At 74.0% G+C, this 7,846-nt stretch carries 8 protein-coding genes; 3 read left to right on the top strand and 5 right to left on the bottom strand.

Features of this window, described 5'->3' with window-relative positions:
* Positions 1 to 24: 24 nt before the first annotated feature.
* Positions 25 to 1,416, bottom strand: a complete 1,392-nt coding sequence (locus tag ACH9EU_RS00040; protein WP_396411882.1) for an MFS transporter — start codon at positions 1,414 to 1,416, stop codon at positions 25 to 27.
* A gap of 185 nt (positions 1,417 to 1,601) precedes the next feature.
* Here ACH9EU_RS00040 and ACH9EU_RS00035 point away from each other — a divergent pair, with 185 nt between their 5' ends.
* Entirely contained in the window at positions 1,602 to 2,603 is a 1,002-nt protein-coding gene (locus ACH9EU_RS00035) for an MBL fold metallo-hydrolase (protein WP_396411881.1), read from the top strand.
* 10 nt (positions 2,604 to 2,613) lie between these two features.
* Here ACH9EU_RS00035 and ACH9EU_RS00030 read toward each other — a convergent pair whose 3' ends face one another.
* Positions 2,614 to 3,372, bottom strand: a complete 759-nt coding sequence (locus ACH9EU_RS00030) for an IclR family transcriptional regulator domain-containing protein (protein WP_396411880.1) — start codon at positions 3,370 to 3,372, stop codon at positions 2,614 to 2,616.
* 65 nt (positions 3,373 to 3,437) lie between these two features.
* Here ACH9EU_RS00030 and ACH9EU_RS00025 point away from each other — a divergent pair, with 65 nt between their 5' ends.
* On the top strand, positions 3,438 to 4,307 hold the full coding sequence (locus tag ACH9EU_RS00025; RefSeq protein ID WP_396411879.1) for a bile acid:sodium symporter family protein: 870 nt from the start codon (positions 3,438 to 3,440) through the stop codon (positions 4,305 to 4,307).
* A gap of 51 nt (positions 4,308 to 4,358) precedes the next feature.
* On the opposite strand, the gene ACH9EU_RS00020 is transcribed toward ACH9EU_RS00025, so the two are convergent.
* From ACH9EU_RS00020 to ACH9EU_RS00010, 3 genes are all read right to left on the bottom strand, one after another.
* Entirely contained in the window at positions 4,359 to 5,318 is a 960-nt protein-coding gene (locus tag ACH9EU_RS00020; protein WP_396411878.1) for a helix-turn-helix domain-containing protein, read from the bottom strand.
* A 61-nt stretch (positions 5,319 to 5,379) separates the two neighbouring features.
* The gene (locus ACH9EU_RS00015; RefSeq protein ID WP_396411877.1) at positions 5,380 to 6,429 is read right to left on the bottom strand and encodes a helix-turn-helix domain-containing protein; all 1,050 of its coding nucleotides are present in this window, start codon (positions 6,427 to 6,429) and stop codon (positions 5,380 to 5,382) included.
* Positions 6,430 to 6,539: 110 nt separating this feature from the next.
* The gene (locus ACH9EU_RS00010; RefSeq protein WP_396411876.1) at positions 6,540 to 6,800 is read right to left on the bottom strand and encodes a hypothetical protein; all 261 of its coding nucleotides are present in this window, start codon (positions 6,798 to 6,800) and stop codon (positions 6,540 to 6,542) included.
* A 459-nt stretch (positions 6,801 to 7,259) separates the two neighbouring features.
* Between ACH9EU_RS00010 and ACH9EU_RS00005 the strand changes: the two genes are divergently transcribed.
* Complete coding sequence (locus tag ACH9EU_RS00005) at positions 7,260 to 7,733, top strand: excalibur calcium-binding domain-containing protein (protein ID WP_396411875.1); 474 nt, start codon at positions 7,260 to 7,262, stop codon at positions 7,731 to 7,733.
* The last annotated feature ends 113 nt before the right edge of the window (positions 7,734 to 7,846 follow it).

Here is a 7,846-nt window from a genome sequence, read left to right as displayed (position 1 = left end):
GTCGGACGCCCGGAGCGGGCCTGCTCAGACCTCGATGCCCAGCTTGCGCCTCTGCTTCTGCTGGTTGACGAAGGCCACGGCCAGCAGTCCGAAGGCGAGCAGGAGCACGGCCGTGACCTGGAACGCCATCCGGTAGCCGTCGGCCGGAGCGGCCGCGCCGCCGATGAGGAAGCCGCCGACCGCGGGGGCGAAGACGCCGCCGGTCGTGAGCACGGCGTTGGCGACATTGAGGTGGCCTCCGCGCTGGGAGATCGTGGTCAGCTCCCCGACGACCAGGTAGGTGATCGCGAACATCGCGGGGGCGGTGCCGAAGCCGAAGCTCATCAGGGCGACGCCCAGCACCGGGGACGACACGAACGTGGAGGCCAGCAGGGCCGCGCCGGCGGCCGTCCCCGCGAGCCCCAGCGTCCAGCCGCGGGAGCGGCGGCTCGGCACGCCCCGCTGGTCGAGGCGCTGGATGAGGATGCTCAGCCCCACGGTGGCGACGACACCCCAGAGGGCCGGCAGGGCGATGAGCGATCCCGCCTGCTGGCCGCTGAAGCCCATGACGGTCTGGAAGTACGCCGGGCCCCAGGACATCGCCAGGGTGAAGGTCCAGTAGCCGAAGAAGGAGGCCAGCACCGCGAAGATCCACGTGGGGTTGGCGATGCTCCGGAAGAACGGCACCTTCTCCTCGCTGATCCGGGTCGCGCCGGGAGCGGGCGCGACGGTCTCCGGGCCCTCGATCTCCCGTTCGGCGGCGAGGGACGTGTACGGGCCCTCCTTGCCGAGGAGCATCCACACCGTGCACCACACGACGCCGACGACGGCCAGGGAGATGAACGCGGTGCGCCAGCCGTGCTGGGTGACCACCCAGGCGAGGACCGGGGCGAAGACGGCGATGCCCAGGGTCACTCCCGCGGAGGCGACGGCCGCGGGGGTGGCGCCCTTCTTCGAGGGGAACCACTTGTAGACCGCGTGCATCAGCACGGGGGCCAGGGGTCCCTCGCCGGCGCCCAGGGCGAGCCGGGAGACCCACAGGGCCGGCAGGGTCGCGAACACCACGACCGGCATGACCGACAGGGACCAGATCAAGCACATGACCAGCAGCAGCGTCTTGGCCCTGACCTTGTTCGCCAGCGGCGCCGCCAGCAGCTGCGCCAGCCCGAAGGTCAGGAACATGGCGCTGGAGACGAGCCCGAACTGCTGCGGGGTGATGTTCAGCTCCTGCATCAGCGGCAGGGCGGCCACGCCGAGGACGGCCTTGTCCGCCCAGCTGAGCATCATCAGGAAGAGCAGCAGGATGGTCAGCATCCAGGCGTAGCGGGTGCGCTTCCGGCTGCTCCAGAAGCGGGGGTCCTTGGGGTCGACGGCGCCGGGTCCCGGACGGTCGGACGAGGGCGGCTGCGCCGGAAGCCGTGTGGCGGTGGTGGTCATCTGGGTGATCTCCTGTCGTGCGGCCGCAAGGCGGCGGGCCGTGGCGAGGTGTCCCAGTGAATCTAGGAGCGTGTGAACTGGCCCACATAGGCGGCTTTCCGTCCAGCGAAAAAGGGACCTCATCGGCCCGTCCTGGCTCGGGCACAGTGGACGCAGTTCATCCCCGCTCTCCGGAAGGCAGCCCCATGACCGTTCGCGTCGTTCCCGACGTCCCCCTCGACCGGGCCCGCGGGCTGCACGTCGTCACACTGGGCACCGCCGCGGGTCCGGCGATCCGCTCCGAGTGCCCGGGCATCGCCACGGCCGTCGTCGTCGACGGCCGGTTCTACCTCGTGGACTTCGGGCTGGGGGTGACGAGAGCGGCCCACGCCGCCGGGCTGCGCGGGGAGAACCTGCGGGCCTGCTTCGTGACCCACCTGCACTCCGACCACGTGGCGGAGCTCCCCGCCTACCTGCTGTGGAACTGGGGCCGTCCGGTGCGCGGATTCACGGAGCCGGTGCGGATCCTCGGCCCCGGGCCGGCCGACCCGGAGGCCGGGTCGGTCGGCACCGCGGGGCTCGTGGAGCGGGTGCTGGGCGCCTACTCCTACGACATCGACGTCCGCATCGTCGACGAGGGCCGCCCGCCCCTGTACGACCTCGTCCGGGCCGAGGAGATCACCCTGCCCCCCTCGGCCGCGGCGGCGGACGGCGAGCACACCCCGCCCATGGACCCCTTCACCGTCTACGAGGACGAGGCCGTGCGGGTGAGCGCCGTCCTCGTGGAGCACCCGCCGATCTTCCCCGCCTTCGCGTTCCGCTTCGACACCGCCCACGGCTCGGTGGTCGTCTCCGGGGACACGACCGAGTGCGCCAACACGTCCACCCTGGCCGCGGGGGCCGACCTGCTGGTGCACGAGGCGGTCAACCTCGACTTCTACCGGGCGGGGGACTTCGCCCCGGAGTTCCTGCGTCACCAGGAGATCTCCCACACCACGCCGGACGGGGTCGGCCGGGTGGCGTCCCGGGCCCGGGTCGGCGGCGTCGTGCTCTCCCACCTCGCCGGCGTGGCCACCGACGAGCAGTGGACCGGCGGCGTCTCGGCCGAGTACGACGGCCCGGTCGCCGTCGCCCGCCCGGGCGACGTCTGGGCCGTCTCCGCCGAGGCGGCCGTGCCGCGGGCGGCGGCGGTCCTGCACTCCGCCTGATCCGGCCACGTCATCCCGGCGTCCGCATGGACCGGGTGATCGCCGCCGACGCCACCTGCAGGGCCGGCACGACGCGCTGGACGTCCTTGATCCTGGCCAGTGCCACGATGCCCAGGGCGGCGACGACCGCGTCCTCCGGGTCCCTGACGGGCACCGCCAGGCCGAACGCGCCGGGGGAGTGCTCCTCGTCCGTCGTGGCGTAGCCGCGCCGGCGGACGTCGGCCATCTCGCGCTCGAGCCGGGCCGTGTCGGCGATGCTGTGCGGGGTGTCGACGACCAGCCGCCGGGTGGCGGACTCCCACAGGTCGTCCGAGCCGTGGGCCAGCAGCACCTTGCCCCCGGCGCTGGTGTGCAGGGGGAGCTTGTCGCCGGGCCGGGCGATGGGGGCCCCGACCCGGCTGCCGGAGATCCGGTCCAGCAGCAGCGCCTCCGTGCCGTCCAGGACGAACAGGTTCACCACCTGCCGGGTCGCGAAGAGCACGTCCTGCATGTGCGGCGAGGCGACCTGCTGCAGTCCGCGCCGGATCGGGGCGAGCAGGCCCAGCTGTGCCAGGCGGGGCCCGACCGTGTAGAGGCCGTCCGGCTGCCGTTGCACGGCGCCCCAGGCCGCGAGCTCTGCCACGATGCGGTGGCAGGTGGCCACGGGCAGGCCGGACCGGCGGGAGATCTGGGACAGCGACTGGCGCGTGTGGGAGGGGTCGAAGGTCCCGAGCAGGGCCAGGGCCTTCGACGTGACCGACCGCCCCCGGTCGGCACTGTTCCCGGCCATCTTCCACCTTCCGCTGGACGGAAAATATGCCACAGTCTAGCGCGGTGCTCCGGAGAATGGGCCGTATGGACCTGCAGACCGTCACCGATGCCGTGGGCGCCGTCGTCGTGCCGCTCTTCGCGGTCATGAGCATGGTGGCCGTCGGGCTGGGGCACACCGTCGGGCAGTTCCTCGGTCCGCTGCGCGACGTCCGGCTGGTGGCCGCCGGTCTGGTGACCAACTTCGTGGTGGCGCCGCTGGTCGCACTGGCCGTCGTCACGCTCTTCGGCGTTCCCGACGACGTCCGGGTGGCGCTGATGGTCCTCGCGTGCGCCGCCGGGGCCCCGTTCGCGCTGCAGCTGTCGAAGCTGGCGCGGGCGGACATGGCCGTGTCCTCCTCGCTGCTCGCCGTCATGCTGCTGGCGACGGTCGTCTACATGCCGCTCGTCCTGCCGGTGCTGCTGCCGGGGGTTGCGGTCGGGCCGCGGGGCATCGCCGCCGTCCTGCTCCTCACGATGCTGCTGCCCCTGCTCGGCGCGGTGCTGGTGCGGCAGTTCGCCCCCCGGATCGCGACGGCCCTGCAGGCCACGGCGGGCCGGCTGAGCCTGGCCGCCCTGGTCGTCATGCTCGCCAACCAGCTGCTGGCCGACCACCGCGAGCTGGCCGGGCTGCTGGGCACGGGCGCCATCGCCGCGATCACCACGTCGATCGCGCTGAACTTCGGCCTGGGGTGGCTCCTCGGCGGTCCCCGTGGCCGGGGCGGTCCCGTGCTGGGGATCTCGGCGTCGCAGCGGAACATGGGGGCCGCGATCGTGGTCGTGGTCGCGAATTTCGGGGACTCGACGGCCGCGCCGACCGTGGTGCTCGCCGGGTTCCTGGCGTTGATCGTGCTCCTGCCCGTGGCGCGCTGGCTGGGCCGGCCGGGCGCGGTGGCGCCGCCGGCGCCCGGCCGGTGACGGTTCCGGACGTCCCCGCGGCGCCCGTCCAGGCAACCCTCGCGGCGCGCGTCAGCCGCGCAGGGTGGCGGCCGGCGACCGCCCGTGCCGGGCGCGGTAGGCGGCGGCGAAGCGCCCGCGGTGGGTGAAGCCCCACCGTGCGGCGATGGCCTCGACCGTGGCTCCGGCCGTGGGGTCGGACGCCGTCAGGTCGCGGTGGGCGGCGTCGAGGCGGGCCTCGCGCAGGCGGGCGGTCGGCGTCGTGCCGAGCTCGCGGCGGAAGGCCGCCTGCAGGCCGCGCGTGCTCATCCGGGCGGCCTCCGCCATCTCCGGCAGCCCGATGTCCTCGGCCAGGTGGGCCTCGATGAAGGCCACGGCACGCCGGACTCCCGAGCCGGTCGAGCGCGACGCGGCGGGCTCCACCTCCTGGCGGGACAGGAACGTGTTCGGGAAGGCGTGCAGGAGGACCGTGGTCAGGGAGCGGGCTATCTCGGCGCGGACGAGCGGGCTCTGCACGACGTGCTCGTTGGGGAGCAGGTCCCGGCCCACGTGGGCCACGGTCCGCTGCCAGTAGTGCCCCATGGCGGGGGACACCGGGCGCATCCCCGTGAACGAGAGGCTGAAGGCGTCGTCGCCCACCAGGCGCCGGGCCAGGTCCTCCATGGCGCCCGGGTCCAGGGACACGGAGACCATCTCGAGGTCGTCCCACCAGCTCGTGAACGTGCGCCGGGGCAGGAGGAACGGACCGGTCCGCGGGAACCGGTCGCCGGCGGTCGTGGCGATCAGTGCGCCGGAGGCGACATGGCAGACCCGCAACGAGCCCGCGCCCTCGGTGGTCCCCGCGGCGGGGGAGCCGACCAGTCGCAGCCGCTCGTGGGTGACGGGTCCGACACCCGTGGTGGTCAGGCTCATCGCGAACCTGTCCTCGAGGTCCCGGCGCACTCCACGGACGGCGAAGACCTTCTCGAGCACTGCGAGACCTTCGGCCGGATCGGTGGTGGAGAACGACGACCGTCGCAACGGAAGGTCCATGCGGTCCAGGCTACGCCGCCCGCCCGGTCGCGGACCTGGTGTGACTCGGTGTTGAGCCGGGTCAGCGGCTCCGCGGACGGGCCCGGGCGCGCAGTGCCGCGGCGGGGCCCGCGCCGTAACGGACCCGGTGGCGCCGCACGAAGTCCCCCGGGTCCGGGAAGGCCCAGCGCAGGGCGATGCCCCGCACCGTGTCCCCGGCCGCCGGGTCCCCACGGACGAGGTCCTCGTGGGCGGCCTCGAGCCGCAGCTCGCGCAGGACGTTGCCCGGCGTCGTGCCGCGGTGGACGCGGAGTGCCCGGCCCAGCTCGAGCGTGCTCAGGCCCACGTGCCGGGCCACGTCCTCGAGGGTGATCGGCAGAGCGCGCGCGTCGTGCATGAAGGACACCGCGCGCCGGCACGCGGCGGCCCGAGCTGCCGTCGAGGACCGACGGGTGCGCCCCGTGACGTCGCCGCGCGGGAAGCCCTCCAGGGTGGCCACCGTCAGCCGCCGCAGCAGGTCGGCCCGCAGCAACGGAGCCGATTCCACGGCGGGGTCGGCCAGCGCACGGCGGACGAAGTCGTGGGTGGTGCTCCAGTACTTCTCCTGCGACCGCCCTGCCGGGCGGGGGTGGTCGAAGACCACGGAGCCGGCGTCCCGACCGTAGACGTCGAGGGCCGTGCGGCGCAGCACGGCCAGGCTGAAGTTGACCGCGTCCACGGTCAGGAGCTCGAGCTCGGCCCGGTAGGAGTCGTGGGGCTGGATCAGCATCAGGCCCGTGCCCCGGAGGCCGCCGACGTCCCAGTCGTGACCGCCCGATCGTCGCCGGACCACCGTGACGACGTCGTCGAGCTCCGCGCGCACCCGTGCGTGCCCCTCCAGGCGGAACCGCGCCAGACTGAGGTCCGAGTCGCCGTCGACGTCCTGGCGGAACCCGAAGCCCGGGGCGTCGCGGGGCACCAGCATCTCCGCCTTCGCGTACGTCTGCCGGAGCCGGTCGCCGGCCACGTCGGGATCGTCGGTCGCCACGCGCGACCGGACCGGCACGGGACCCGCCCCCGCGGACTCCCGATCGCCCTGGCCCCCCTGCTCCCGGAACGGTGCCGTCCCGGCGCGCTCCTCGGCCGATGCCATGCGCCCAGGTTACGCGCGTCCCCTCGGCCGGCCCAGGGCCACGGGTTCCGAGTCGCGGAAGGACAGGGTCTCCGCCCAGGTCGGCGCGGGGTCCCGCCGGGGAGAGGAGGTTAGAGCACGAACATGAAGAGCAGCAGGACGCCTGCCACGACGTCGATCCAGCCGAGCACCTTGCCCGCCGTCGCCCGCACGCCCAGGGCCTGGGCCTTGCCCGCCTGCCAGAGCGCCAGCGGGCCCAGGATGATGCCGGCGACGAACAGTCCGATGACGCCGAGGATGACGGAGTTGCGCTTGTGGTTCTCGCCCTCCGCGGATCCGCCGGCAGGGTGGCCGGGGTGCTGCGCGTACTGGTCGTTGTGCGGGGTGTCCATGGTGGGTGCTCCTCCGTCAGGGCTGGGGTCCGTCCCGCTCGCCCGGGGGCGCCGGCGGCACCGGGGGCGCCGGAACGAGGAACGAGTAAGCGGAACAGTATCGCGGTGCCGGGGAGAAGGCCCGGCACCGGGTGGAGCCGGTGTGGCGAGGGCCGTCCCCGCCGGGCGGCTGGTCCGTGACCGGGGGCGGCTCCCGGGTCGTGACGCGCTGTCCCGGACGCCGAGGAGGGCGGTCCCGAGGTGGCCGTCGCAGCGCCCTGTCCCGGGGCGGAGGGATGCCCGGGCTCCGCCCGCCCCTCCCGAACCGGCCGCCCACGGGGTGGGACGCGTCACGAAGTGCCCGGCAAAGGCGGAAGCGTGCCGTTCCGCCCGTGCGGAGAATTTTCTCCTGACAGGAACCGTGCACCGGTTCTACGATGCACCTGCAAACCAATCGTTCCTCGAGAATGTGGGGACCCCATGAACAAGCACACTGCCGGCGCGGCTCTGGCGGTGGCGGTCGGCCTCTCGGCCCTGACGGTGGTCCCCGCGACCGCGGCCACCGGGGACCCGATGGTCTTCACCGACTGCGCCACGGCCGCGGGGTACGGCGTCCACAACATCCCGGTGGGCTCGCCGAGCTACAGCGCGGGCCTCCTCGACGAGGACGGCGACGGTGTCGTCTGCGAGGACGCGCAGTGGCCGTACGACCCCACGCGGATCCCCGTGGAGGTCGCTCCGGGGGAGTACCGGCACACCATCATCGACTGGGTCCCCGGGGCGGGCCCCGGCACGGACGGGTTCTCCCAGGTGGGCCAGGTCCCCGTGGGCGGAGCCGACACCGGCGTGGCGGTGGACGAGGGCGTGAGCGGTCCCGTCCTGGGCGGCCTGGGCCTGCTAGCAGCGGCGGGAGCGGCCGTGGCGCTGCGCCGTCGCACCGCGGGCCGGGCGTAGCGGATCCGACGGAACGATCGGTCCCGTGAAGTACCGGGGCGGCGGGCGCCGCAGGGGCCGTCCGGCCGCCGCGGCGCTCGTCCTCCTGCTGCTGTCCGGCTGCGCGGGCGAGG

Source organism: Kocuria rhizosphaerae (assembly GCF_044462265.1).
Taxonomy (GTDB): Bacteria; Actinomycetota; Actinomycetes; order Actinomycetales; family Micrococcaceae; genus Kocuria; species Kocuria rhizosphaerae.
The sequence above is the reverse complement of the archived record's forward strand: the minus strand, read 5'-3'. Positions and strand labels throughout refer to the sequence as shown.

What these genes read in the sequence shown, in the direction of transcription:
- ACH9EU_RS00040 (WP_396411882.1), bottom strand. Translation starts at nt 1,416, where the DNA reads ATGACCACCACCGCCACACGGCTTCCGGCGCAGCCGCCCTCGTCCGAC.
- ACH9EU_RS00035 (WP_396411881.1), top strand. Translation starts at nt 1,602, where the DNA reads ATGACCGTTCGCGTCGTTCCCGACGTCCCCCTCGACCGGGCCCGCGGG.
- ACH9EU_RS00030 (WP_396411880.1), bottom strand. Translation starts at nt 3,372, where the DNA reads ATGGCCGGGAACAGTGCCGACCGGGGGCGGTCGGTCACGTCGAAGGCC.
- ACH9EU_RS00025 (WP_396411879.1), top strand. Translation starts at nt 3,438, where the DNA reads ATGGACCTGCAGACCGTCACCGATGCCGTGGGCGCCGTCGTCGTGCCG.
- ACH9EU_RS00020 (WP_396411878.1), bottom strand. Translation starts at nt 5,318, where the DNA reads ATGGACCTTCCGTTGCGACGGTCGTCGTTCTCCACCACCGATCCGGCC.
- ACH9EU_RS00015 (WP_396411877.1), bottom strand. Translation starts at nt 6,429, where the DNA reads ATGGCATCGGCCGAGGAGCGCGCCGGGACGGCACCGTTCCGGGAGCAG.
- ACH9EU_RS00010 (WP_396411876.1), bottom strand. Translation starts at nt 6,800, where the DNA reads ATGGACACCCCGCACAACGACCAGTACGCGCAGCACCCCGGCCACCCT.
- ACH9EU_RS00005 (WP_396411875.1), top strand. Translation starts at nt 7,260, where the DNA reads ATGAACAAGCACACTGCCGGCGCGGCTCTGGCGGTGGCGGTCGGCCTC.